This is a genomic window from Mesorhizobium sp. B2-5-3 (assembly GCF_006441005.1).
GTDB lineage: Bacteria > Pseudomonadota > Alphaproteobacteria > Rhizobiales > Rhizobiaceae > Mesorhizobium.
Genome location: NZ_VFUS01000008.1, coordinates 202,245 through 226,764 on the forward strand (window position 1 = coordinate 202,245; position 24,520 = coordinate 226,764).

19 protein-coding genes are annotated in these 24,520 nt (G+C 64.9%); 7 read left to right on the forward strand and 12 right to left on the reverse strand.

Features of this window, described 5'->3' with window-relative positions; translation table 11 throughout:
- Positions 1-55: 55 nt before the first annotated feature.
- The 11 genes from FJ867_RS20340 to ftsZ all read right to left on the reverse strand — a co-directional run bounded on the left by FJ867_RS20340 (position 56) and on the right by ftsZ (position 13,249).
- Entirely contained in the window at positions 56-997 is a 942-nt protein-coding gene (locus tag FJ867_RS20340) for a TIM barrel protein (RefSeq protein ID WP_140559302.1), read from the reverse strand.
- A 48-nt stretch (positions 998-1,045) separates the two neighbouring features.
- Entirely contained in the window at positions 1,046-2,563 is a 1,518-nt protein-coding gene (locus FJ867_RS20345; protein ID WP_140497769.1) for a glycerol-3-phosphate dehydrogenase, read from the reverse strand.
- 45 nt (positions 2,564-2,608) lie between these two features.
- Entirely contained in the window at positions 2,609-3,649 is a 1,041-nt protein-coding gene (locus tag FJ867_RS20350) for a 2-hydroxyacid dehydrogenase (RefSeq protein ID WP_140672564.1), read from the reverse strand.
- Positions 3,650-3,659: 10 nt separating this feature from the next.
- The gene (locus FJ867_RS20355) at positions 3,660-5,213 is read right to left on the reverse strand and encodes an FGGY-family carbohydrate kinase (protein ID WP_140818399.1); all 1,554 of its coding nucleotides are present in this window, start codon (positions 5,211-5,213) and stop codon (positions 3,660-3,662) included.
- A complete protein-coding gene (locus tag FJ867_RS20360) occupies positions 5,213-6,337 on the reverse strand; it encodes an ABC transporter ATP-binding protein (protein ID WP_140497763.1) in 1,125 nt (374 codons plus the stop codon). Before FJ867_RS20360 ends, FJ867_RS20355 begins: the two co-directional genes overlap by 1 nt.
- Complete coding sequence (locus FJ867_RS20365; RefSeq protein ID WP_140497761.1) at positions 6,334-7,452, reverse strand: ABC transporter ATP-binding protein; 1,119 nt, start codon at positions 7,450-7,452, stop codon at positions 6,334-6,336. Before FJ867_RS20365 ends, FJ867_RS20360 begins: the two co-directional genes overlap by 4 nt.
- Positions 7,453-7,456: 4 nt before the next feature.
- Positions 7,457-8,314: a carbohydrate ABC transporter permease gene (locus FJ867_RS20370; protein ID WP_140497759.1), complete on the reverse strand. Its 858-nt coding sequence runs from the start codon at positions 8,312-8,314 to the stop codon at positions 7,457-7,459.
- 12 nt (positions 8,315-8,326) lie between these two features.
- Positions 8,327-9,250, reverse strand: coding sequence for a sugar ABC transporter permease (locus FJ867_RS20375; RefSeq protein WP_013896837.1), 924 nt, complete (start codon positions 9,248-9,250; stop codon positions 8,327-8,329).
- Between the two features lie 160 nt (positions 9,251-9,410).
- Positions 9,411-10,856, reverse strand: coding sequence for an extracellular solute-binding protein (locus FJ867_RS20380; RefSeq protein ID WP_140818401.1), 1,446 nt, complete (start codon positions 10,854-10,856; stop codon positions 9,411-9,413).
- A gap of 45 nt (positions 10,857-10,901) precedes the next feature.
- The gene (locus tag FJ867_RS20385; RefSeq protein ID WP_181165158.1) at positions 10,902-11,876 is read right to left on the reverse strand and encodes a sugar-binding transcriptional regulator; all 975 of its coding nucleotides are present in this window, start codon (positions 11,874-11,876) and stop codon (positions 10,902-10,904) included.
- A gap of 335 nt (positions 11,877-12,211) precedes the next feature.
- Positions 12,212-13,249, reverse strand: a complete 1,038-nt coding sequence (gene ftsZ / locus FJ867_RS20390) for a cell division protein FtsZ (protein WP_140762541.1) — start codon at positions 13,247-13,249, stop codon at positions 12,212-12,214.
- A 474-nt stretch (positions 13,250-13,723) separates the two neighbouring features.
- On the opposite strand from ftsZ, the gene FJ867_RS20395 reads away from it, so the two are divergent.
- From FJ867_RS20395 to fhuB, 5 genes are all read left to right on the forward strand, one after another.
- Positions 13,724-15,079, forward strand: coding sequence for a glutamine synthetase family protein (locus FJ867_RS20395; protein ID WP_140555515.1), 1,356 nt, complete (start codon positions 13,724-13,726; stop codon positions 15,077-15,079).
- A gap of 127 nt (positions 15,080-15,206) precedes the next feature.
- On the forward strand, positions 15,207-16,091 hold the full coding sequence (locus FJ867_RS20400) for an AraC family transcriptional regulator (protein WP_181165159.1): 885 nt from the start codon (positions 15,207-15,209) through the stop codon (positions 16,089-16,091).
- Between the two features lie 136 nt (positions 16,092-16,227).
- Positions 16,228-18,417: a TonB-dependent siderophore receptor gene (locus FJ867_RS20405; protein ID WP_140818403.1), complete on the forward strand. Its 2,190-nt coding sequence runs from the start codon at positions 16,228-16,230 to the stop codon at positions 18,415-18,417.
- 49 nt (positions 18,418-18,466) lie between these two features.
- Positions 18,467-19,315 (forward strand): iron-siderophore ABC transporter substrate-binding protein, encoded by an 849-nt coding sequence (locus tag FJ867_RS20410; RefSeq protein WP_246675089.1) that lies wholly within the window; start codon positions 18,467-18,469, stop codon positions 19,313-19,315.
- Positions 19,316-19,326: 11 nt separating this feature from the next.
- A complete protein-coding gene (fhuB, locus tag FJ867_RS20415) occupies positions 19,327-21,321 on the forward strand; it encodes a Fe(3+)-hydroxamate ABC transporter permease FhuB (protein ID WP_246675090.1) in 1,995 nt (664 codons plus the stop codon).
- Between the two features lie 15 nt (positions 21,322-21,336).
- On the opposite strand, the gene FJ867_RS20420 is transcribed toward fhuB, so the two are convergent.
- The gene (locus FJ867_RS20420; protein ID WP_140818407.1) at positions 21,337-22,197 is read right to left on the reverse strand and encodes a MurR/RpiR family transcriptional regulator; all 861 of its coding nucleotides are present in this window, start codon (positions 22,195-22,197) and stop codon (positions 21,337-21,339) included.
- A 169-nt stretch (positions 22,198-22,366) separates the two neighbouring features.
- Here FJ867_RS20420 and murA point away from each other — a divergent pair, with 169 nt between their 5' ends.
- Positions 22,367-23,623 (forward strand): UDP-N-acetylglucosamine 1-carboxyvinyltransferase, encoded by a 1,257-nt coding sequence (gene murA, locus FJ867_RS20425; RefSeq protein WP_140685225.1) that lies wholly within the window; start codon positions 22,367-22,369, stop codon positions 23,621-23,623.
- Positions 23,620-24,504 (forward strand): N-acetylglucosamine kinase, encoded by an 885-nt coding sequence (locus FJ867_RS20430; protein WP_140562070.1) that lies wholly within the window; start codon positions 23,620-23,622, stop codon positions 24,502-24,504. The genes murA and FJ867_RS20430 overlap by 4 nt, the downstream gene beginning before the upstream one ends.
- Positions 24,505-24,520 lie beyond the last annotated feature (16 nt).

Sequence of the window (24,520 nt, forward strand, 5' to 3'; positions counted from 1 at the left end):
GGCCAACCGGTTGGACGTCAACAGCGCGAGTGGCATCGGCTCCCCACTCCGACCTCTACCCGTTTTTCGGCAGCAGGTCAGGCCTGCCCGTGTCGATAAAGGGCGCCCAGTAGTCGACCGATTCGCGGATCATGGCGACCACCTGGTGGTCGACCGGTTCGCGCTCGCGAAACGACAGTTCGAGGCAGATCTCGTTGTCGGTGCCGCCGCCGCGCCGCACAGTCTCCAGCAGCTTTTCAGGCGTGATGCGGCCGTCCCTGTTGTGAGCCGCGGTGAACGGCCAATGGCCACCCTTGTTCATCGACGATTGCTTGATGTGGATGATCGGCGACTTCCTGGGGAAAGCCTCGGCCCAGGCATAGGGATCGATATCGGCCGGGTTGCTGGAGGTGACGTCGCCATGGTCGATGTCGACCATCATCTCCAGCGGAATGGCCATGCCGGCCGCGTCGATCGCATTCTGCAGCAGCCTGCAATTCTCGATCGTGTGGCCGAACTCGCGGCCGACCGACATCGGCTCCCAGAACAGGTAGTTAAGCCCGGCCGCGCGGGCGTGTTCGGCGACCTCGCGCCAGCATTCCAGTGCAATGTCGAACAGGCGCGCGCGGCGCGCGGGATCATCATAATCGCGATGGGTGAAGATCGCGAATTGGGTACCCATGCCGCCGGCGCCAAGCTCGGCCGAGATGTCGGCAAAGGTCTTGAACCAGCCGACATAGTAGCGGCGCACATCCGCGTCTGGATGGCCGAAATGGTTGAGCCGGCCGTAAGGACCGGTCATGCCCGAGGTCACGCGCACGCCCGTGCGGGAGAGTGCGCCACGAAACAGGCGGACGAATTTCACGATCGTCGCCGCCGGCCAGCCCGGATTGACGAATTCATGCGTGAGCTGAATGTCCCTGATGCCGATGTCGTAGGCGATGGTATCGACCAGGTCGTCAGGCTCGGCAAAGCGGTTGACCAGCGGATTGGTGTTGAGGGAGAGCGTGAATGCCACGATCGCGATCCTCTCAGCCCTTTCGCGCTACATTGGCGATGATTGCCATCACCCTGCCCTCGCCAGCCGGCTCGCGCACCAGTGTTCGAAAGCCGATCTCTCCTCGGCGGAAAGATGCAGGCCGTGCTTGGTGCGCCGTTCGAGAATGTCGGCCGGTGTCTCAGCCCATTCCTGCTCGAACAGGTAACTGGCCTCGCGCTCGAAGAAATCCTTGCCGAAGCATCGCCCGAGTTCCGCGAGCGAACGGGCCGCGCCGACCAGAAGACGTGTCCTGGTGCCGTAGAGCCGGCCGTAGTGCTTGAGCAGCGATGCAGGCATCCATGGATACTCCCGCCCGAGATCGCCTAGAAACTGTTCGAAATCGGCATTGGCGATGTCGCCGCCAGGCAGATGGGCCTTCGCCGTCCAGGGCTTGCCCATCCGGGGGAAGAACGGAGCGATCCTGTCCAGCGCATGCTCGGCGAGCTTGCGGAAGGTGGTGATCTTGCCGCCGAAGACGGACAGCAGCGGCGCCTCAGCATCCGGCGCGTCGAGTTCGAAAATATAGTCGCGGGTCACGGCGCTCGGGTTGTCGGCATTGTCGTCATAGAGCGGCCTGACGCCGGAGAACGAATAGACGACATCGCCGCGCGCGAGGCCGCGCTTGAAATAGCGGTTGACCACCCTGATCAGGTATTCGATCTCGCTCTCATCCGCCGCCACGTCCTCGGGTCGGCCGTCATAGGGAATGTCGGTGGTGCCGATCAAGGCGAGATCGCCCTGATAAGGATTGATGAAGATCACCCGCTTGTCGCTGTTCTGGATGAGGTAAGCTTGGCGGCCCTCCCAGAATTTGGGCACGACGATATGGCTGCCCTTGACCAGGCGGACATTGCGCGTCGAGTTCTGGCCAGCAACGCGGTTGATGATGTCGTTGACCCAAGGGCCAGCGGCATTGACCAGCGCCCGCGCTCGCACGGTGGTTTTCACGCCGGTCTTGCCGTCGCGCATCTCCACCGACCAGAGGCCGCCTTCCCGGCGGGCGGCGGTGCAGGCGGTTCGGGTGAAGATCTTCGCTCCGCGCTCGCGCGCATCCAGCGCATTGATCAGCACGAGACGGGCGTCGTCGACCCAGCAATCGGAATATTCGAAACCGCGCTTGAACTCGTCCTTGATCGGCGCGCCCTCGGGCGCGGTGCGCAGGTCGAGCGTGCGGGTGGCCGGCAGCCGCTTGCGGCCGCCGAGATGGTCGTAGAGGAACAGGCCGAGCCGCACCAGCCAGGCCGGCCGGTCGTCAGGACTGTGCGGCAGCACGAAGCGCATCGGCCAGATGATGTGCGGTGCCGATTCCAGGAGTACCTCGCGCTCGATCAGCGCCTCGCGCACCAGGCGGAACTCGTAATATTCGAGGTAGCGCAGGCCGCCATGGACGAGCTTGCCCGATCGCGAACTGGTGCCTTCCGCCAGATCGTCCTTTTCGCACAGGATGACGGAGAGGCCGCGGCCTGCCGCATCGCGGGCTATGCCGGCGCCGTTGACGCCGCCGCCGATGACGAAAAGGTCGACGATTTCGGGTCCGCCGCTCATCTCGTCACGATCTCGCTGCCGGATTTACACACCATGGCTGCCGCCTCAGCACGGATTGACCGGAGGCAGCCCGGCGATATAGCGGCGCACTTCCTCGGCGGCCTGCTCGGCCGCATAGGTCACGGTGCGCACCGAGGCGCCGGCGATATGCGGCGTCAGCGTCACGTTGGGGAGCCGCAGCAAGGGCCAGTCCGACGGCACAGGCTCGACCGCGAACGTCTCCAGCATGGCGCTGGCGATCTGGCCTGAAACAAGCGCCTCATAGAGTGCGTCATAGTCGACCAGCGGCCCGCGCGCCGTGTTGACGAAGATCACGCCGGGTTTCATCCGCGCGATGGTGTCCTTGCCGATCAGGCCGCGCGTCTCCGGCGTCACCCGCGAATGCAGCGTGACCACGTCGGAGCGGGATAGGAGATCGTCAAGCGCGACCAGTTCGACGCCGGCGTTGCGGTCCTCTGCGCTCAACTGCACATAGGGGTCGCTGACCAGAACGTGGCAGCCGAAAGCGCGCAGCAGCCTGACTACCTTTGTTCCGATATTGCCGTAACCGACGACGCCGACCGTCATCTCGCTAAGCTCGCGGCCGGTGCGGTCGGCGCGGTAGAGATCGCCGCGCCATTCGCCCCTGCGCAGCGCTTCGTGGCCGACCCGGATCAGCCGCGTTTCGGCCAATATGGCGCCGATGGTGAATTCGGCCACGGCGGTCGCGTTGCGGCCGGGCACGTTGACGACGGTGATGCCATGCGCGCGCGCCGCTTCCATGTCGATGTTGATCGGGCCGCCGCGCGACACCGCGACCAGCTTCAGGGCCGGCAGGCGGCGCATCATGCCCTCCGACAATGGTGCAAGCTGGGTGACGAGGATCTCGGCGTCGCCAATGAACTCGACGACCTCGTCGGGACGGCCGAAATACTCCTTGACCTTGTCGAGGCCGAGCGCCGGATCGCCGAATTCCATCGGCTCGTCGGGCCAGGCGGTCTGCAATGTCCTGACATCGAGGTCACCGCTCGCGACCTTCTCGATTTTGGCGCGAAACACCTCCGGAAGCATGAAGTTGTCGCCAATGATCGCTATTTTCCTGGGCATACTCGACTTCTCAATTTGCCTGCACCGAAGCCATCGCGCGCCAGACCGGCCGCAGCGCCTGGTGCGCCAACATGTAGGACGGGGTCATCCTGTCGTAGATCGCGGCGAGGTCCCTATCACTCGGCTCCGCCTCGCCAAGCAGCGGCGTCACCCATTCCGTGACGCATTCGTCCATCGACTTGTACAGGCCGACGCAGACCGCGGCTATCATCGCCGCGCCGGCCGCCCCGGCCTCCTCGCGCTGGCTGGTGCGGATGTCTGCGCCGACGGCGGCTCCGAGGATCTTGCGCAGCGCCGGGCTTCGGGCGGCGCCTCCGGTCAGCCGGATCTCGCGCGGCAATGGCCCCATGGCGGCGTAGCAATCGCGCGCGGCGAAGGCCAATCCCTCGAAGACGGCGCGCACCAGGTCGGCATAGCCGTGGCGCGAGGATATGCCGACGAAGCCGGCCCTGGCATTGGCATCGACGAACGGCCCCCGCTCGCCGGCCTCGGACACATAGGGCTGGTAGAGCAGCGAGGCGGGCTGCGAGGCGGCGATCCAGGTGTCGACGAGCGCGATCATCTCGCCATTGCTGCGGGTGATGCCTTGCGAAGCGAGGATGCCGGAAGCGAGCCCAAGCACCCAGTCGATGTTGAGGGTCGCCGCCATGTTGGACTGCATCTGCGCGAACACGCCGGGCGCCGGCATGGCCATGGTGTAGCCGGTTGCCGCCTCGTTCAGTTGCACGTCGTCCGGCGTCTCGGCCAGCCGCATATGCATGCCAGTGGAACCGATGATGGTGCAGCCGGGCTTGCGCTCGCGGTCGAGCAGGCCGGCGCCAAGCGCGGTGCAGACGACGTCGACATAGCCGAGCACGACCGGCGTGCCGGCAAGTATGCCGGTGGCGGCGGCCGCCGCCTGCGACAGACCGGCGCTGTGCCTGGTGCCGTCTGTGACCGGCGGTAGCAAATGCCTGAGGTCGGCGACGCCGAGCACGTCGAGCACATCCTCGCTATAGTCGCGGGTGCGGAAATCGCCAAAGGTGAAGGTTCCCTCGGAGGGGTCGGTGGCGCGCTCGCCGGTCAGCTTGAAATAGAGCCAGTCCTTGCAGTGAAACGCCGTCGCCGCCTTGTCGAGCATTTCAGGCATGTTGCGCTTCATGAACACGAACTGCGAGCCCTGCTGGCAGGCGGCGAGCCCGCTGCCGGTCTTTTCGAAGCGCAGCCGGTCCTCGGGCCGCGCGCGGATCTCCTCGACGACGCCGGCGGCGCGCGCGTCGAGCCAGAGCCAGCCCTTCGCCACCGGCTCGCCCTTGCCGTCGATCAGCCAGGTGCCGTCGCCCTGCCCGGTCACCGCGATGGCGATGGTCCGGCCGGCGAGATCGGGCACTTTCTCGGCGAGCTGGCGCAAGGTCGCCGCCGCATCCGCCCATGTGCGCGCAAGATCCTGTTCGGCGCCGCCGCCCGGCCGCGTCTCGTAATGGTTCGGCGTTGCCGCGGCGGCGATCTGCCGGCCTTTCGTGTCGAAGGCGATGGACTTGATGACGGAAGTACCGGCGTCGATACCGATCAAGAGATCACGCATCAGGCGAGCTCCATGCCGTGCGAAATGGCCTCGCCGCTCGCCTGGTCGAAGACATGCAGGTTCTTCGGGTCGATGCTGACATTGATCGGCGCGCCAAGGTCCAGCCGGGTGCGGTCGTGCTCGACCAGGACCAGCGAGCCGCCGGCGAAATCGGCCGCGATATGGGTCTGGTCGCCAAGCCACTGGTTGGCCGAGACCCTGGCGGGAACACCCTCCTTCGAGCGCCGCACCGCATAAGGCCTGATGCCGATGACCACCCGCTCGCGGCTGAGCAGCTGGTCGCGGACCGGAGCGCTGAAGGCGTCCTTGTCGTAGTCCAGCGACAGCCCGTCGGGAAGCCTGAGATTGATGCGGCCGGCGGTGGCGCCGACATAGGCCTCGAAGACGTTCATCGGCGGCTCGCCAACGAAGGTGCCGGTGAACAGGTTCGCCGGACGCTCCTTGATCCTGTCCGGCGTATCGAACTGCTGCAGCACGCCGCCTTCCATCACCGCGATGCGGTCGGCAAGCGCATTGGCCTCGGTCTGGTCGTGCGTGACCAGGATCGCGGTCAAGCCGCGCTCCTTGATGAAATGCTTGATGCGGCCGCGCAGCACGGCACGCAGCTGCGGTTCGAGCTGCCCCATCGGCTCGTCCAGCAGATGCAAATCGGCGTCGCGGATCAGCGCCCGGCCGAGGCTGGCGCGCTGCTGCTGGCCGCCGGAGATAGAGCTTGGGTAACGCTCCAATATATCCTCGATCTCGAGCAGCTTGGCGATGCTGGCGACCCTGGCCTCGACCTCGCTTCTGGGCAGCCGGGCCGCCTTGAGCGCGAAGGCCATGTTCTCGCGCACCGTCAGCGGCGGGTAGAGCGAATAGCCCTCGAAGGCCATCGCCACGTTACGCCTGACCGGCGGCAGCGTGTGCACCTGGCGGCCGGCGACCGAGATCGCGCCGCGCGACACCTCCTCGAAGCCGGCGATCATGCGCAGCGTCGAGGTCTTGCCGCAGCCGGACGAACCGAGCAGCGCCACGATCTCGCCCTTGCCGATCTCCATCGTCAGCTTCTTGACGGCGTGGACGCCCCGGTCGATCGGGCCATAGAATTTGTCGACCCCGGAAATGGTGAGTGCGCTCGCGCTCATGCGGCTTCTCCGTTGCGCAAACTGACGACATTCTTCGAGCCGATGCGCTCGCCGCCGGCGCGATCGAACAACAGGGCGCTCTTGCCGTCGACGGCAATGTGGGCCTTGCCTTCGCTGCGGCCCGGTGTTCCGGCCGGCCGCGAAACCAGGATCTCGCGGCCGCGCAACGTGCGCACCAGCGTGACGATCTTTTCGTTGAGCGGGGTTTCGGCCTCGACCGTCACCGGAATGGCGCCGGGTTCATTTTCTCCGACGAAATGCAGTGCTTCCGGCCTGAGCCCGATGATGCAGTCGCGGCCGACCGCGGTCTCGGGAGCCCCGCCGAGATGGACCTGCACATTCGACAGGGCGACATGGATTCCCTTGGCGCCAAGCGCCGGCTTGACGTCGAGCAGGTTGATGGTCGGGTCGCCGAACAGCCGCGCGATCTCGATGTTGGCCGGCTCGCGATAGATCTGTTCGGGCGTGCCGAGCTGGCTGATGACGCCTTGCGACATCACCGCGATGCGGTCGCCGAGCGCCATGGCTTCCTTATAATCCTGGGTGACGTAGACGACGGTGGCGCCGCGGTCGGCTAGCAGGCGCGGCAGTTCGAGACGCATCTCGAAACGCAGCTTGGCATCGACATTGCGCAAGGGATCGTCGAGCAGCAGCAGCGGTGGCGAGCCGACCAGCGCACGGGCAAGCGCGGTGCGCTGCTTCTGGCCATTGGAGAGCGCACGCGGCTTGTGGGAGAGCACATGGGCGATCTTCAACAGCTTGGCGACGCTCTCGACGCCGGCCTTGATCGCGCCCTGCGACGACCGCTTGGCCTCCAGCGGCGTCGCGATGTTGTCGAATGCGCTCATATGCGGAAACAGCGCGAAATTCTGGAACGCCATGCCGACGCCACGGAATTCGGCGTCGACGTCGGTCATGTCCTCGCCGCCGATGAGGATCTTGCCTTCGTCGGGGTCGATGACGCCGGCGACGAGGCGCAGCAGCACCGTCTTGCCGGCGCCGGAGGGTCCGAACAGGACCAGCGTCTCACCGTCAGCGACGGTCAGCGAAAGATTGTCGAGCACGGTCTGGCTCTTGTAGCGCTTGACGAGGTTTCTGAGTTCGAGGCTGGCCATGGAACTACCCCTTCACCGCGCCGAGCGACAGGCCTTCGACCAGATAGCGCTGTGCATAGAGGGCGAGCGCCAGCGTCGGCGTGATCGACAGGACGATGGCCGCCGAGATCTGGCCGTACTGGATGCCCGAGGAGGTGATGAAGGCGAGCGCGCCGACCGTCACCGGCTGCTTGTCGGCCGAGGCCAGCACCAGCGCGAAGACGAAATTGTTCCAGGCGAAGATGAAGGCAAGCAGGCCGGCAGCGGCGATGCCGGGGCCGGCGAGCGGCAGCGCGATCTTGCGGAAGGTGGCAAACCAGGAATGGCCGCCGATGCGATAGGCATATTCGATGTCGGCCGGAATATCCTCGAAATAGCCGCGCACGATCCACAGGATCAGCGGCAGGCAGATCAGCTGGTAGACCCAGATCAGCCCGATATAGGTGTTGGCCAGCCCGAGCTTCTGGAAATAGAGCGTGAGCGGCAACAGCACCAGCAGGGCCGGCGCGAACCTGAACGACAGCAGCGTGAAGGCGATGTCCTCCGAACCGCGGAACTTGTGCCGAGCGAAGGCGTAGGCCGCCGGGACGCCGAGCAGCAGCGAGACCGCCACCGAGGTCACCGACAGGAACACCGAATTCCACAGGTTGCGCATGAAGGCGATGTCGAGCGTGCCGGCGGCGGTCGTCAGCTTGCCGGTGATCAGCGCTGTGTAATTGGCAAGCGTCGGCTCGAAGACCAGCTGCGGCGGAATGCGCAGGATGGTCTCGTTGGTCTGGAACGACATCATCAGGATCCAGACGATCGGGAACATGAAGAAGATCACGACCAGCGTGAGTGCCGCGCCGCGCAGGGTGCGTTCAAGCAAGGAGGTGTGTTCCATGGCTGGCTCCTCCTATGCCTGGCCACGGGCGCGCTCGCGCAGCCTGAGCCAGTTCTTGATGAAGATGTTGGAGAGGAAATAGGTGATCGCCCACAGGATGATCATCAGCGCCGCCGAGCGGCCGACATTGGTCGACTGGAAGAAGTTGAGATAGGCCTCGACCTGGAAGACGGTCAGCGTGTCGCCCGGTCCTCCTTGCGTCATGGCGTAGATGATGTCGAACTGCTGGATGGAATCGAGCAGGCGGAACAAAGTCGCCGTCAGGATATACGGCGTCAGCATCGGCAGCGTGATGCGGAAGAAGACGAAGCTCCTCGGCACGCCATCGAGGGCCGCGGCCTCGAAGGGCTGCGTCGGCAGGCTGCGCAGGCCGGCAAGCAGCAGGATCATGATGAAGGGCGTGTAGACCCAGATATCGACGAGAACGACGGTGAACAAAGCCGTCGACGGCGACGAGGCCCAGCGGAAATCCTGTAAGCCGATGAGGCTGGCAAGATAGCTCAGCACGCCGAAGCCGGGATTGGTCATCAGCTTCCACATCAGCGCGGCCAGTGCCGGCGCCGTCATCAGCGGCATCAGCAGCATGATCGAGATGAAGTTGTTCAGGGTCGATCGCTTCTGCAAAAGCAGCGCGATGGCCAGGCCGAGAAGCAGTTCCAGCACCACCGTGGTGCCGGCATAGAGCAGCGAGATCTTGAGCGTGTTCCAGAACTTCGGATCGGTGAAGAAGGAGATGTAGTTGTCGCCCCAGTTGAACTGCCGCGCCCAGGGCTGGCTCAGCCGATAGCGCTGGAAGGAATAGACGACCGAGGTCAGGAACGGAATCAGGATGCCGATGCAGACCAGCAGAGCCGGCAGGCTGAGCACGTAGGGCAGCACTCTCTTGCTGATCCTGAAGCCCGAGGGCTTGGGCCTTTGCGATACCACCGCAGTCATCGTGCTGCTCCGTTGTCCCTGTCGCTCCGCCCGACCGGCCGCCCAAGGGAGCAAGGCGGCCGGTCGGGCGAATTGGCGGCCACCTTACGGCCCCGCGTCGCAATCTTGAAAAGGTCAGGTGAGGACCGGCCTGCCAAGGCTGGCCGGTCCTCTGTTACATCTAGCCGAGGCCGGCTTCCTTGAGCTGGCCGTTGATGCTTTCGGCCAGCTTGTCGAGACCCTCGTCCACCGGCACTTCCTTGGCCACCATCTTTTGCAGCGTCGCCGCCCATTCGGTGGTGAGATCGAAGAACAGCGGCTGCGCCGTGAACTTGATCGAGGCGCCCGGCGCCGAGGCGTCGAACATCTCGACATAACCGGGATAGCTCTTGTTCAGCTTCTCGCGGAACGTCTCATCCTTCCAGACCGACTGGCGGACCGGATTGACGAAATCCATCTTGGTGGCGCCGAACAGAGCATGCTCGGGTCCGGAGGCCCACTGCATGAAGTACCACGTGGCGTCCTTGTCCTTGGAGAAGTTGGACATCGACAGCGACCAGATCCAGATGTTCGGCGTTGGCGCCTTGGCCTCCGGGTTGGCCTTGAAGGCGGCAAAGGCAAGCTTGCCGGCCATCTTGTTGTCGCCGCCATTCATGAAGTAGCCGAGGATGTCGGCGTCGAAGATCATCGCCGAGGCGCCGGCGCCGAGATCGGCGCCGACCTGGTACCAGGTGTAGGTCGACCAGTCCTTCGGACCGCTTTCCTGGATCATCTGCACCCATTGCTTGTGGAAAGCCTTGGACTGGGCGGTGTTCATGGCGGCCGACAATTTGCCGTCGGCCGACACGTTCAGGTCCTTCTGGTCGAAATTGGCGTAGGCCGAAAGGAAACCCGGATGGATCGTCGCCCAGGAGCGCGACCCGCGCACGCCAATGCCGTAGACGCCGCCGCCGACATCCTTGGTGAGCTTGGCGGCCGCGGCCACCATCTCGTCCATATTGCCGGGAACCTTGACGCCCGCCTTGTCGAACATCCCCTTGTTGTAGGTGATGTTGTTTTGCTCGAAGCCCCACGGAATGCACCATTGCTTGGCGTCTTCGGACCCCAGAGCGCCGCCCGGCTTGCCGTTCCAGGCGCAGGAGTTCTTGACGCCGGGCAGGAAGTCATCCCAGGCATAGTTGGGGTTGGTCTTGGCCGGATCCTTGGTCCATTCATTGAGGTCGGTGATCCAGCCGGCTGGGCCGTAGGTCCAGGTCATATAGGCGCCGGTCATGAAGGCATCGTATTCGGGCGAGCTCGCCGACAACGCGGCCGTGACCTTGTCGAAATAGACGTCTTCCGGGAACACGTCGTAGACGACATTCATGCCGGTCAACTGCTTGAAGTTTTCGAGGTTGGCGATCATCGCATCCGCATAGGGATGCTTGTTGAGCAGGAGCTTGATGGTCTTGCCCTGGTGCGCCTTCCAGTCGAAGTCGGCGGCCAGCGCCCGGGTCTGCCCAAGATTGAGCAGCGTACCGGCCGTGCCGGCGGCAAGGCCCATCGCACCCAGGCCCTTGATCAGCCCACGACGGTCGACTTGTCCGCGCAGGAAAGCGTCAATGAGGTCTTTCTCTTTCTCATGCATTTGGTCTTCTCCTCCACAGGGTAGTTTTAACTGAACCGACGCCGGCTACCCGACTGGCGTCTCCTCCACGAGCGATCGCGCTGTCCGCTCATCAGTTATCAGGCCCTTGAGATAGCGGCCCTCCAGCACCGCTTTGACGGCTCGAACCTTGACCTTGCCGCCGGCGACCGCGACGATCCGGCGGCTGGCGATGTCCTCGCGCGCCAGCGCCAGCGCCCGATTGGAAAGGGTTGTCGCCACCGCTTTGCCGGCATCGTCGAAGAAATGGCCGAGCAATTCGCCGACGCCGCCATTGCGGCGGATCTCCTCCATCTCGCCCTTCTCGATCATGCCGGTGGCGACGAGCGAGGCTTCGCGTTCGGCCGTGCCGATGCCGGCAAACAAAAGGTCGGCGGATCTTGCGAGATCGAAAACCTCGCTGATGCCCTTCTGTCCCAGCAATACCGCGCGGTCGTCCACCGTGTTGGCGAACATTGGCACCGGCATCACATAGGCTTCGGCGCCGGTGCGCTCGGCGAGGCGGTGAATGACGTCATGCGGGTTGGCCGAGAACTTCCGCGTCAAGCCGCCGAGCAGCGAAACGAAGCGGATCTTGTCTGTCGAGCTGCGCGGCAGGTATTCCACGCAGGCGGCGAGCGTGCGGCCATGGCCGACGCCGATCAGCGCCTGCTCGCCGCGTTCGATCTCACGCTTGAGGAATTGCGCGCCGGCGATGCCGAGCGCCTTGAGCGGCAATTCCTCGGAATCGAAATCGGGAACCACCTCGCAATAATCGAGGCCGTAGCGGCGCGACAGCTCGTCCTCGAGCTCGACGCATTCCGAGACTTCGCCGTCGATATAGACCTTCACCAGCCCTTCCTGATTGGCCTTGGTGATGAGGCGGTGGGCCTTGAGGCTGGTCAGCCCGAGGCGCTTGGCAACCTCGGACTGGGTCAGGCCGCCAGCGTAATGAAGCCAGGCGGCGCGTGCCGCCATGCCGGTTTCATCATCGCGCAAGAGGCCGTTTCCAAATCCAACCACGTTCCGCCCTCTGATATTTTTTTCAGTTTCTGCAAAATTTTTCACATGGACGCATCGGAGTCAAGCGCCAAGCGCCTGCAAACGCTGATTTTCAACGAGAATGGACGAGCGAACACCGGGCGTGGCACCGGTCAGGGTAACAGCGGCAGCGAAAGCGCAGGAACCCGATCACCGTCGCCGCCGTCCAGGTGAAGCGGCGGCGCCCAGCATTCGCCGGTGAGCGGATCGCACCATTCGGCAAGCCGCTTTCGGGTGATCAGCTCCAGGCTGAACTTGGTGGTGCGCCGGCGACGTCGAGGTGCCCGGCAGCGGCCAAGACCGCCGGCGAGCAGCGCCTATTGCAACGTCCGCGCCGCGAATGGCATGGAATGGTCGTGCGGCATGCCGGCATCGGCATCTTCCACGCCGAGCCCGCGGTCGAGGCCGGTGGCCACCACCGAAACCCTGAACCGGCCTTCCATGCTCTTGTCGAAGATGGCGCCGACGATGATGTCGGCGTCTTCATAGACCTCTTCACGGATTCTCGTGGCGGCCTCGTCGACCTCGAACAGGGTCATGTCGCGGCCGCCGGAAATCGAGACCAGCACGCCCTTGGCGCCCTTCATCGACATTTCGTCCAGCAGCGGGTTGGCGATGGCGGCTTCCGCCGCCTTCATCGCCCGGCTATCGCCTGACGCCTCGCCGGTTCCCATCATGGCGCGGCCCATGCCGCGCATCACCGATTTGACGTCGGCGAAGTCGAGGTTGATCAGGCCTTCCTTGACGATGAGATCGGTGATGCAGCTGACGCCGGCATAGAGCACCCGGTCGGCGATGACGAAGGCATCGGCGAATGTGGTCTTGGCGTCGGCGATCCGGAACAGGTTCTGGTTGGGGATGACGATCACGGTGTCGGCGCTTTCGCGCAGCCGCTCGATGCCCTCTTCGGCCATCTGCATGCGGCGCCTGCCCTCGAAAGTGAACGGCTTGGTGACGACGCCGACCGTCAGGATGCCTGCCTTGCGCGCCGCCTGGGCGATGACCGGCGCGGCGCCGGTTCCGGTGCCGCCGCCCATTCCGGCGGTGACGAAGCACATGTGGGTGCCGGCCAGATGGTCCATAATCTCGTCCAGCGATTCCTCGGCCGCGGCGCGGCCGATCTCGGGAAGCGATCCGGCGCCCAGCCCTTCGGTTACATGCGCGCCGAGTTGGATCAGCCGCGTCGCCTTGGACATGGTGAGTGCCTGCGCGTCTGTGTTGGCGGCAATGAATTCGGTGCCCTGAAGCTGCTCGGCGATCATGTTGTTGATGGCGTTGCCGCCGCCGCCGCCGACGCCGACAACGGTGATCTTGGGTCTCATCTCGGAGATCTCGGGCTTCTTGAACTCGGCCATGCCTCTTCTCCTTCGCCAGTCGCTCGCGCTTCACGCCCCGCCAGATCGATCACACCGCAAAACGGCAATCGACGCAGAGCGGCGTGACGAATCAGTCCGCTCGGATGGGTGTCCCAAAAAGCCAGAGAGCGGCCAGAGGTGCAAGTGCGGGGAAGGTCAAGATTTGTGATAGGGACGTTTCATATCCCCACGACGGCCGCGCATGCCCGAGAGTGATGCCGGCATCCCGGCTTCACCCTGCGCGCGCCGAGCCCGATGCCGAGCCTTGGCTTTCCACGCTCTTGCCTCTATGTTTCGGTCGCAGATCGCGCAACTGGTTTTGAAATGCCTCCCGACATCCCAGCTAATGACTTGAATAAATAGGGAAACATCCGGCTGCGGCCAGATATGGATCCCGAAAACTCACAAGCCATTTTTACCAGGGACAGCGCGGCCGATCAGGGCTCGGGCACCTTCGAAACCAGAGGTTGGAAATTGGGCGATGCAATTGCGGACGTTCTGAACTGGCTTGAGAGCCGAAACGACATCCAGAGCCTGAGGGCCGCGGTGTGCGACCTCAACGGCATCATGCGGGGAAAGCGCATCCCCGTCGAGCAGGCGCGCAAGGCACTGGAGGGCAAGCTGCGCATGCCCTATTCGCTGATCGGGCTGGACATCTGGGGCGAGGATATCGAAGGCAACGCGCTGGTGTTCTCGACCGGCGACGCAGACGGATTGTGCCAATGGACAGGCCGCGGCATCCTTCCGGTGAACTGGACGGCGCATCCGACCGCCCTCATCCCGCTCTGGCTCGCCGACGAAGGCGGCGCACCGTATCTCGGTGATCCCCGGCGGGCACTGGCCCGTATCCTCGACCGCTACAAGGCTTTGGGCCTGACGCCTGTGGTCGCGACCGAGCTCGAATTCTATCTTGTAGACCCGCAATCGCAGCGACCGGTCGGGCCTGTCTCGCCGGTCACCGGGCGGCGTCTGGATTCCGACGCGGCACTGTCAATCGACGAGATCGACGACTTCGAGGCCTTCATCCACGACATCTACGAAGCCTGCCGAGCACAAGACATTCCCGTCGATACCGCCATTGCCGAGAACGGCGTCGGCCAGTTCGAGATCAATTTGAACCATGTCGCGGACGCGCTGCGGGCGGCCGACGACGCCGTCCTGTTCAAGCGCACGGTGAAGGGCATTGCCCGCAAGCACGGCTTTGCCGCCTGCTTCATGGCCAAGCCTTATGGCGACCGAGCCGGCAACGGCTTCCACGTCCATTTCAGCCTTGTCGACGCCAACGGGCGCAACGTCTTCGACGACGGCACCGACCAGGGCTCCGGCATTATGCGCCACGCTGTCGGCGGACTGCTGGCGGCGATGGCCGAGAGCACGCTGGTGTTCGCGCCGCATTTCAACTCCTACCGCAGGCTCCGGCCGAGATCCTACGCGCCGACCGCCGTCGCCTGGGGTTACGAGAACCGCATGGTCGCGATCCGCATTCCCGGCGGCCCGACTGGTGCGCGCCGGATCGAGCATCGCGTGTCGGGAGCGGACGCCAATCCCTATCTTGTGCTTGCCGCCATACTGGGCGCGGCACTGGTCGGCATCGAAAGGCAGATGTCACCGGGCGACCCAACCGGGAATGATGGGCAAGGCCTTGCCCCGGCCAAGTTGCCGCCGGACTGGGCATCCGCGATCGCGGCCTTTGAAAGCGGGACGCATGTGGCGGAGATCTTCCCGGCGATCCTGCGCCACTCTTTCATCGCCTGCAAACGCCAGGAACTGAATACATTCGCGCTCAACGTCAGCGACTTCGAGATCGAGACCTATCTCGAAAGCGTCTGAGGCTGCGCTGACCGCCAGCAGCGGCGTCGGTTCAGCACGACCTTCGAACGCAAGGGCTTGCGGTGCTGTCGCTGACCGGGCATAAACATGATCTTTTCTATCATGTTTATGCCCGGGATAAGCAGAATTGACCTTCGTCGCGCGCATGGAGAGCCGGATTCAGGGATTTGCCGTGATCGGCGAGCTGAAATGGCACGTCTGGGACGGCGTCGTCGCCGACCTCTGGGATGTCTCATGCGGTGACAATGCCGAGGGTTATTACGTCTCTCCCGACCCCCGGCTGTTCGTCGCTCTCGATATCGACGGCGACGGTGCCTTCGTCGTCGAAGGCGCCCAGGGCGAACCGCGCCGCCACAACCAAGCGTTTTCCATAGCCTATATACCGGCCGGGGTGCCGATCCGCGGCCGCGTCGAAGGACTCAAACGGATCAGGCATCTCGACCTGCATTTCGACGCGGCGACACTGACCCGCCGCTTCGGCCGCAGCCTCGATCGCGATGCCTTGCAGATATCGCGCCTCCAGTTTCGCGATGATCGGATCGCTACGCTTGCCGGGCTTATCGCCGCTGAATGCGGCAGCGAGTGGAACCTGCATGATCTTTATGGCGAAGGTCTGCTCAACGCCTTGTTCGCATGCCTTTTCCAGATAGACCGGCCAAGTGCCGCCAGGCGCCGGTCGCCCCTGCCCCGCCGCAAACTGCGCCTCGTCACGGATTACATCGACGCCCACTGCCTGGACAGGATCCGCCTTGCTGATCTTGCCGCGCTGACCGGCCTGTCCGAAACCGCGATGAGCCATGCCTTCAAGGCAGCAACGGGCGTGCCGCCGCATCGCTGGCAGATGCAGGCGCGGATCGACAGGGCAAAGGCGATGATGGCGCATGAGGCTGCCTCGCTTGGCGACATCGCCCAGGCCACCGGCTTCTTCGACCAGGCGCACCTTACCCGCGTGTTCAAGTCCGTGGTCGGATTGACCCCGGGTGCGTGGATGAAGAGCGCCGGCCGCCGGTGACATTTCCGCAACACGGCACCGCGATATCAGTGGTTTGGACAAGAATGGACAAGCCGCCCAAATCAGTCCAATGACCCGTTGATAAGTTGAGGTAAACCATCAAGTATCTCAACGACGACAGGCGGGGACTTTCCTGATGAGCAGAATTTACCGGATCAAGGCGCTTCTGGCGGCTGGCGTCGCCGCTGCCGCGACGATCCCGCCAATGCCGGCGTTCGCGCAGACGGCGCAATCCAGCACCCAGCTCGAACCGGTCGTGGTCGAGGGCGAGGCCGGAGACAGCGCGACCGGGCCGGTCGACGGCGTCGTCGCCAAGACAACCAGAACCGGCTCCAAGACAGCGACCGACATCAAGGAGGTCCCGCAATCCGTCTCAGTGGTCGGACGGCAGGAGATCGAGGATCAGGGTGCACAGAAAGCTGACGAGGCGCTGCGCTACACCGCCGGCGTCTTTGCCCAACCCTTCGGTCCCGACAGCGACACCAACTGGATGTACATTCGCGGCTTCGATGCAACGGCCACCGGCACCTACATGGATGGCCTCCAGCTGTTCAGTTATGGTTTCGGCGGTTTCTATGTCGACAGCTTCGGCCTTGAGCGCATCGAAGTGCTGAAGGGGCCGGCCTCGGTGCTTTATGGCGGCAGCAATCCGGGCGGCCTGGTCAACTATGTCAGCAAGCGCCCGGATTTCGAACGCACGCGCTATGTCGAAACCGGCATCAACGATGCCGGCAATGTCTATCTCGGCTTCGACATCGGCGATGTCGCCAGCAACGGCACGGTCAGCTACCGGATGACGGGCAAGGTCGCCGGCGGCGATACCTACAGCGACCTGCAGAACGGCTGGCGCGGCTTCATCTCGCCGAGCATTAGCTGGAAGCCAGACGAAGCGACCACGCTAACCATACTGGCCAATTACAGCCACATCGACGAGAACCATAATGGCGGCAGCTTCCTGCCCTACGATGGCACCGTGGTCGATCACATTGTCGGCGGCGTGAACTATGGCCGCATCGATCCCGATGCGAACTTCACGGAGCCGAGCATCGATCTCTACAAGCGCGAACAGGGCTCCCTCGGCTACGAGTTCGAGCACACGTTCGACAATGACTGGACCGTTCGCTCCAGCGCCCGTTTCACCGCCGCCGACATCAACGAGGTCAGCGTCTATCCGAACGGCTGGTCAACGATCGGAGGGCCGACCGAGCTGGCGCGGATCAATTTCGATCATGACACCACGGCCAAGACGTTCCTCGCCGACAACCAGATCGAAGGCAAGGTGGCGACCGGAGCGATCGAACATACGATCCTCGCTGGCGTCGATTTCAAATATTACAACATCGACCAGGTACAGTCGTCCGGCCTCTACGATCCCAATTATGACAATCCAATCGACGCTTTCGATCCGGTGTACGGTTCGCCGCTGACACCTCGCGTCAGCTATCTCAATCAGGACCTGACGCAGAAACAGCTTGGCTTCTATGCACAGGATCAAATGCGCTTCGGCGACGGCTGGCTGGTGACGCTGAACGGCCGCTACGACCGTGGCTGGCTCGAAGCCGACAACCGCCCGACCTATTACTCGGCGGGCTCCAGCACGCAGAGCAGCACGGTTGGCGACTTCTCCGGCCGCGCCGGCCTGGCCTATGAGTTTGCCAACGGCGTAACCCCCTATGCCAGCATCGCCACCTTCTTCAATCCGATCATCGGCACCGATGCGATGGGCAATCTGTTCAAGCCGGAAGAGGGCACGCAGTACGAAGTCGGCGTGAAGTACGTGCCGACTTTCGTCGATGGCCTGTTCACCCTGTCGCTGTTCGACCTGACCCGCCAGAACGTGCCGTCGAATGTCACTCCCTTCACCCAGATGCAGACCGGCGAGGTGCGTTCACGCGGCGTCGAGCTCGAAGGCAAGGTGAACGTGACCGAGGATTTCCAGGTTACCGGTGCATTCACAGCTTACGACATCGACATCACCAAGGACGCCAACCCGGCGCTCATCGGCAAGACGCCTTTCATCGTGCCGGAAGTGATGACTTCCGCATCGGTCGATTACACCTTCCGTGGCGACTGGTATGACGGCATCTCGATTGGCGGCGGTTTGCGCTATATCGGCTCCTCATGGGCAGACAATGAGAATACGGCGAAGGTTCCGGCGGTGACGCTGGCCGACCTGAAGCTCGGCTACGAGAAGGAGAACTGGGGCGTCGACCTCAACATCACCAACCTTTTCGACAAGACGTATGTGTCGAGCTGCCAGACAACGCTCACCTGCTCCTACGGCGAAGGCCGCTCCTTCAAGCTGAAGGCGCACACGAGTTGGTAATCATGGACCGAACCCGCCGGCGATGATCCATCCCCCCAACAGACGGCAGGTGCTTGCGCTAACGGCCGCGGCCTTGCTGCCGCCGGTTGCCGGCAGGACTACGACGACAAATGTTGCCGCGATCGATTGGGGCATGCTGGAAACGCTTCTGGCGCTCGGCATCGAGCCGGCAGCGGCGGCCGAACTGATCCAGTTCCGCAGGATTGCGGTCGAGCTTGCAATTCCCCAATCCGTGACCGATCTCGGACTGCGCGGCACGCCCAACTACGAGCTGTTGCGCATCGTCGCGCCGGACCTGATCGTCATCTCCAATTTCTACGAGTACCAACGCCCGATTCTGGAGCGCATCGCGCCGGTGTTCGCGCAAACCGTCTACGAGGCCGGAGTGCCGCCCTACGCACTCGCCGAGGCAGCGACGCTGGCCCTGGGCGAAAAGCTCGGACGACCGGCCGAAGCGAAGCGTTACGTCGGCGACACCGCCGACGACATCGCGCGGCGTCGCGCCGCCATGCCAACCAGGTCCGCACGGCCGGTCTTTGTCATCAGCCTCGGCGACTCCAGGCACTTCCGCGCCTTCGGCCGCGACTCCATGTTCGGTGACGTGCTCACACGGCTCGGCCTGGTCAATGCCTGGTCCGAAGAGACAAGTTACAGCGCGGCAGCACCCGTTGGCCTGGAGGCGCTGGCGCGGGTGCCCGAGGCCTCCATCCTGATCGTCTCGCCCTTGCCGGCGGATGTCGGGCGCTCGCTTCCCACCAATGCGTTGTGGAACGCGCTGCCGGCCGTGAGCAAAGGCCGCGTCGCGGTGCTCGAAGCGATCAACCATTTCGGCTGCCTGCCGTCGGCGCGCCGCTTCGCGCGGCTGGCGACGGCGGCGCTTGCGGGTCATGCTTCGTGACGGAGCGCGCCATGGCCCGGAGCGAGATGCCTCACCGCACCATCGGCGGCGCGCGGTCGCCCATCATCCTGTGGGGCCTGCTCGCGGGGCTGGCCACACTCTTGTTCGCATGGCGCGTCGGCATGCAGCAGCCGGCATCGGTGCCGGGCGATCTCCAGCATGTCATCCTGTTCTACAGCTCGCTGCCGCGCGCCGTCGTAGCGGTGCTGGCGGGCGCCGTGCTCGGCCTGTCCGGCCTGCTGTTGCAGCATGTGCTGCGCAATCCGCTGGCGGAACCATCGACGCTCGGCATTTCGGGCGGCGCGCAACTGGCGATGACGCTCGCCTCGCTTTACGCGCCGTTGCTGATGGAGCGATCGCAAGGGCTGGTGGCCTTTGCCGGCGGCACCGCCGCTGTGCTGCTGGTGCTGGCGTTGACCTGGCGGCGCGGGCTGGAGCCGGTGTCGGTCGTGCTCGCCGGAATGATGGTGGCGCTGACCGCGAGTTCCGTCAGCGCCGCGCTGATCCTCGCCAATGGCGACTACCTGTTCTCGCTGTTCATCTGGGGCGGCGGGTCGCTGGTGCAGCAGGATTGGCAACCGGCTATCGCCCTGACGATCAGGCTGGCGGCCGGCGCCGCCGCGGCGCTGATGCTGCTGCGGCCGCTGACCATCCTTGGCCTCGACGACGCCTCGGCGCGCGGCCTTGGCGTTGCCCGCCACACCAGCCGCTTTCTCATCATCGCGCTTGCGGTGTGGATGGCAACGACTGTCGCGGCGCAGATCGGCGTAATCGGTTTCGTCGGCCTTGCCGCGCCGGCGCTCGCCACGCTTTCGGGCGCGCGCACCCTGCGGCAGAAGCTGGTCGCCGCGCCGCTGATCGGCGCAGTACTGCTGTGGCTGACGGACGGGCTGGTCCAGCTCGCCGCCGGAGCCGGCGGCGAGCGCATTCCGACCGGCGCGGGAACCGCGCTTCTGGGCGGCCCACTGCTGCTGTGGCTGTTGCCGAGGCTGCGCATGTTCGAATGGCCGCATCTCGGTTCCAATGGCGCGGCACCGCGCAAGGCTCGCCGGCCATGGCTCATCATCTTCGTCCTGCTTGCGCTCACATTTGCCGCCGCCGCCTTGGCTCTCGTCGTCGGGCGTGGACCGGCAGGGTGGTCGATCGCCGGCTGCGACCTGCTGGCCGATCTCGTCTCCTGGCGCGCGCCGCGTGTCGGCGTGGCCGCGGCCGCCGGCGCGATGCTCGCGGCGGCGGGCGTGGTCATCCAGCGCGTTACCGGCAACCCTCTGGCGAGCCCCGAAGTGCTTGGCGTCGGCACCGGCGCGGGCGCCGGTCTGACCGCCGTGCTGACGGTCAGCGCAACGACCGGGCTCGGCTGGCAGCTCGCCGGCTCGGCCGCGGGCTCACTGGCGGCACTGGCCGCCATGCTGGCCATCGCCGCCAAGGCAAAGTTCGGCGCCGACCGATTGCTGCTTGCCGGCATTGCCATGAGCGCGCTGTGTAGCGCGCTGATCACCGCGACGATCGCGATGGGCAATGCACAGTCCTATATGCTGTTGCGCTGGCTGAGCGGCTCGACCGGCCAGGCGACCGCCCTGGACGCATCCGTTGCACTGGCCTGCCTGTTGCCACTGACGCCGCCGCTTTTTCTTGCCGCGCGCTGGCTGGACATCCTGCCGCTCGGGGCCGACAGTGCGCGCGGACTTGGCGTGCCCGTAGCCGGCGGGCGGCTGATGCTGGTCGTCGTCAGCGCGCTCCTGACCGCGCTGGCCGCTTTGATCGTCGGCCCGTTGAGCTTCGTCGGCCTGATCGCGCCGCACCTTGCCCGGCTCCTCGGCTTTTGGCGCGCACGCATTCATCTTGCCGGGGCGATGCTTCTGGGCGCCTTGCTGATGACCATATCGGACTGGCTGTCGCGCATGGCGGCTTTCCCGTACGAACTGCCTGTCGGCCTGTTCGCCTCATTGCTTGGCGGGCCGTATCTCGTCTACCTGCTTGCCAGGGGCGTGCCGCGCCAGGGCTGACGCGGTCCGGGCATGTCAGGAAGACCGTTCGGCCTTCAGCACCGAGACCGCCGCCTCACTGTTGTGGACGTAGTCATTGGCGTCCGGCTGCTTCTGCACCAGGAGGATGAACAGAAGGTCGGTCAGCGTCAGCTGCGCATCGCGCGCGGTGATGGACGATGAGCGCGCACGCTCCTCGTCGGCGATGGTGTAGAGGCAGATATCGGCAACGCGGCCCAGCGGGTTGTCGTGCAGGCCGGTGACGGCGATCACCACGGCGCCGCGCTTGCGGGCGAGCTCGGCGATGCGCAAGGTTTCGATGCTGGCGCCCGAATGGGAGAGCGCGAACAGCACATCGTCAGGCCCGAGCGTCGAGGCATTGGCCATCTGGATATGGCTGTCGCTGTCATGCAGCACATTGCGGCCAAGCTTCATCAGCTTGTAGGAGAAATCACGCGCCACCAGCGAGGAGGCGCCGACGCCGGCCAGATGTATGCGGCGCGCACCATCCAGCAATTCCAGCGCCCTGGAGATGATCCGCTCGCTGTTGGCGGCGACGGTCCGCTCCATCGACAGAAGCTTGCTGCCGATCAGCTTCTTCAGGATGACCTGGTAGCCGTCGCCGACCTCGATCGAACCGTGGATCATACCGGCCGGCACCTGCCATTCCCGCGCCTTGGCTTCGCTGACGGCGAGCTTGAGCTCCTGGTAGCTGGCATAGCCGAGCTTCTGGCTGAATTTGACGACGCTCGACTGGCTGCGCCCGATCTCAGCCGCAAGAGCAGCCGTCGACAGCCGCAGCATCTCCTCGGGATTTTCGACGATGTACTGGCCGATCTCACGATCGCCGGGCGCCATGCCGTCGAGCTTGGCATTGATCCTGTTCAGAACGGACATGATCCCCCTTGCGCTTTGGCGTCCAGCCGCACGGCCAAGGAATAATTTATTCCAATTTCGATTGACAGCCAAGAACGCGGAATTAATTCTCAAGCGGGCCGGATTGAGCTCGGGAACAGCTTTCGAGAGCGCCGCGCCCGGACGCGGCCCGGCGCACAAGGTTTCAGCCATGGACAGACTGCGCATCGTCGGCGGGCAAAGACTGCAAGGCGCGGTCACCATATCGGGCGCCAAGAACGCCGCTCTGCCGCAGATCGCGGCGGCGCTGCTAAGCCCCTACCCGCTCGAACTGACCAACCTGCCCGATGTGACCGACGTCGAGAACATGCTCGGCGTGGTGCGGCTGCACGGCGCCGAGGTGACGCGATCGGCCCATGCCGCGACGATCGACACCCGTGCCGCCGTTTCCAGGGAGACGTCCTACGACACCGTCAGAAAGATGCGCGCGACGGTGCTGGTGCTGGCGCCGCTGCTCGCCCGTTTCGGCCATGCGCGGGTTTCGCTGCCTGGCGGCTGCGCTATCGGCGCGCGGCCGGTCGACATGCATGTCGCCGCACTCGCGGCGCTGGGCGCCCGCATCGCCATCGAGAACGGGCTGATCGTCGCCTCGGCGCCGAACGGGCTCACCGGCACGCGCATCGTCCTGAGCTCGCCGTCGGTCGGGGCGACGGAAACCGCCATGATGGCGGCGACCACGGCCAAGGGCGAAACCGAAATCCTCAACGCGGCGCGCGAGCCCGAAGTGGCCGACCTCGCGGCTTGCCTCAACGCGATGGGCGCGCGTGTCGAAGGTGCCGGCACACATCGCATCCTGATCGCCGGCGACACGGACTGGCGCGCGGCCAGGCACGACATCATTCCGGACCGGATAGAGGCCGGCACCTATGCCATCGCCGCGGCGATCACCGGCGGGCAACTGGAACTGACGCATGCCCGGCTCGAGCACATGGCCTCGGTGGTGCAACTGCTGGAGGCGACCGGCGTCGGCGTCTGGCCGGGCGACCGCGGGCTCATCGTGTCGCGCGAGCGGCCGCTCAAGGCCGCCGACGTCACGACGGAACCCTATCCGGGCTTTCCGACCGATCTCCAGGCGCAGTTCATGGCGCTGATGTGCTGCGCGCAGGGCGCGTCGCTGCTGCGCGAAACCATTTTCGAGAACCGCTTCATGCATGTTCCCGAACTGATGCGGCTCGGCGCCAACATCAAGCTGCAAGGCACCACCGCGCTGGTGCGCGGCGGCGAGAAACTGCATGGCGCGCAAGTCATGGCCACCGATTTGCGCGCCTCGGTGTCGCTGGTGCTGGCGGCCTTGGTCGCCGAGGGCGGGACGACCATCAACCGGGTCTATCATCTCGACCGTGGCTATGAGCAACTGGACCGCAAGCTGCGTCTGTGCGGCGCCGACATCGAGCGGCTGAGCGCATGAACAACGGCCGCTCCGATTATTTTCTCGGCGTCGACGGCGGCGGAACCGGCTGTCGCGCCCGCGTCGAGGATGCCGAGGGAACCGTGCTGGGACAAGGCCTCTCCGGTCCGGCGTCGACGCGGCTCGGCATCGATACGGCCTGGGCGTCGGTTGCCAAGGCCTTTGGCGCGGCGATCGAGGAGGCAGGGTTCGGCGCGGCGGAAAGCGCCCGAATTCACGCCGGCATCGGCCTTGCCGGGATCGGCCGCAAGGGCGCGCTGGAGGCGCTGCGGGCGATCGCGCATCCCTTTGCCAGCATCGATTTCGTCAGCGATGGCGTCGCCGCCTGCCTCGGCGCGCATTCGGGCCAGGACGGCGCCATCGTCATCGCCGGCACCGGTTCGATCGGCCTCGGCTTCGTCGAGGGCCGCGACCTGCGCGCCGGAGGCTATGGCTTTCCGATCTCCGACGAAGGCAGCGGCGCCGATCTCGGGCTGAAGGCCGTGCAGCTGGCGTTGCGCGCCCATGACGGCCGGCATGAGCGCACGGCACTGCTGGCGGAAGTCATGCAGCGTTTCGAGAACGACCCGATGCAAGCCGTGGCCTGGATGGACCGCGCCAGCGCCACCGACTATGCGGCCCTGGCGCCGATGGTGATGCGCCACGCCGACCAAGGCGATCCGGCAGGGCGGCGCATCGTGCAAAAGGCCGCCGAACAGATCGACACGCTGGTGCGGGTTCTGTTCGAAAAAGGCGCGCCGCGCGTGGCCCTGCTGGGCGGGCTCGCCAGTCCGCTCGAACCATGGCTCGCACCCGACGTTCGCCGGCGCCTGAAAGCCGCCGATGGCGACGCGGTTTCCGGGGCGATCATTCTTGCCCGCAGGTCACTCGGCAAGCATTAGCGCGGAAGGAATAATT